The sequence below is a fragment of the Actinoalloteichus spitiensis RMV-1378 genome (genome assembly GCF_000239155.1).
GTDB lineage: Bacteria > Actinomycetota > Actinomycetes > Mycobacteriales > Pseudonocardiaceae > Actinoalloteichus_B > Actinoalloteichus_B spitiensis.
In genome coordinates this window covers 1-1,586 of record NZ_AGVX02000684.1, presented here as the reverse complement: position 1 = coordinate 1,586, position 1,586 = coordinate 1, and the positions used below count along the sequence as shown (strand labels likewise).

Sequence of the window (1,586 nt, the reverse complement as noted above, 5' to 3'; positions counted from 1 at the left end):
GGCGGCGCGGGCCGGAGCCCGCAGCAGCTCCACGGTCCGGGCCGCGAAGGAGTCCGGTGACGGCTCGGTCAGCTCGAAGGCGTTGGCGACCGCGTTGGAAGCGTGCAACGCCGGGTCGACCAGGACCGCCGGGCGGCCGGCGAGCGCGGCCTCCTGGAGCACCAGCCCCTGGGTGTCGCTCTGGGAGGGGAAGGCGAACACGTCGCAGGCGGCGTAGGCCGAGGCGACCTCGTCCGCTGGCTGTTCCCCGAGCACGTGCGTGCGGTCCGCGATGCCGTGCCGCTTCAGCATCCGGCGCAGCTCACGCTTCTGGTACACCGCGCCCACCAGGGCCAGCCGTGCGTCCGGCAGCTCGGCCGCCACGCGTTCGAAGGCCGGCACCAGCAGGTCGATGCCCTTCTCCCGGTTCACCCTGCCCACGAAGAGCACCACTGGCGCCCGCTCGGGGATGTTCCACCGCCGCCGGAAGTCGACCGCGGCGTCCGCGCCGAGCGACGGCCTGCTCACGGCGGCGGGAGCGACGAACATCCTGTCCTCCGGCACCGACAGTGTCGTGCGCTCCAGGATGGCCGGCGTCGGGACGACGACGGCGCCGGCGTCCTCGAGCAGCAGCTCGTTCACGGCGTCGATCAGCGCCCGCTTGGCGTTCCGGCCGCGCCCCACCTTGGGGACGGGGCGGTCCAGTCGGCGCGCGTACATCCGCAGCATCAACCGGAGCGCGAAAGTCGGCGCCCGGTAGGCCTCGGCGTAGGCGTGCAGGTCGGTGTGGTAGGTGTGCACCACCGGCACCCCCAACCGGCGGGCCGTCATGATGCCCAACAGCCCAGCCGGGCCGGGGGTGTGCACGTGGACGACGTCCGGCGCCCAGCCGGCAAGCTGGTCCACGTGCGCCGCGCGCGGCAACACCAGCCGCAGCGCCGCGACGCCGCAGGGGACGGAGTCCAGCGTCAGCACGCCGCGTTCCGCACCCTGGGACGGGTGGTGGGGCACCACGAGGACGCTCTGGTGGCCCTGGTCGACCAGGCTTCCGAGCAGGGTGCGCGTCGAGGTGACGATGCCGTCGCGTCGGGGGAGGTTGGTGTCGCTGAAGTGCATGACCCGCACCGGAGCGGGTCTCGCTTCCTGGCGCAGGCGGCGAACCGGCTTGGGCACCGGCCGCGGCCGGGCGGGGCGCGGCGTGGGTCGCGTGGTGCTGGTCGGATTGCCGGATTGGGAACTGTCCATGATCCCCTCGGTGCGCGGGTCGTCTCGGTAGAGCCTGCGGTCGGGCGACCGTGGGCCACGGCGAGGACGACGTGGGACCCCTGCCGTTCCGCACCTGCCCCGGGAGTCGTCGGCATGACGTCGCGTGAGCAGGTGGGCGCCGCTTTGCGCCGCTGTCGGGAGCAGGGTAGACGGCCGCTGTTCCCGTGGGGGTCTGCAGGTCGTGGTCGCAGCAGGACAGTGACACACCAGCGGCGGGCGAATCAATCGCCCGTCCGCCATTTCAGGGTCATCTCAGGGATCACTCAGGGATTTCGTCCGCCGGTCACCTTCCGATAACCTCGCGCGTATGCGCGGTCGCGGGGTTCCGTCCCCCCGGGGGG

At 72.9% G+C, this 1,586-nt stretch carries 1 protein-coding gene; it reads right to left on the bottom strand.

Annotated elements, in window-relative coordinates; all coding sequences use genetic code 11:
• Positions 1 to 1,095, bottom strand: a 1,095-nt coding sequence (locus ACTIDRAF_RS0223905) for a glycosyltransferase (RefSeq protein WP_169534007.1), incomplete at its 3' end; no start/stop codon positions are given.
• Positions 1,096 to 1,586 lie beyond the last annotated feature (491 nt).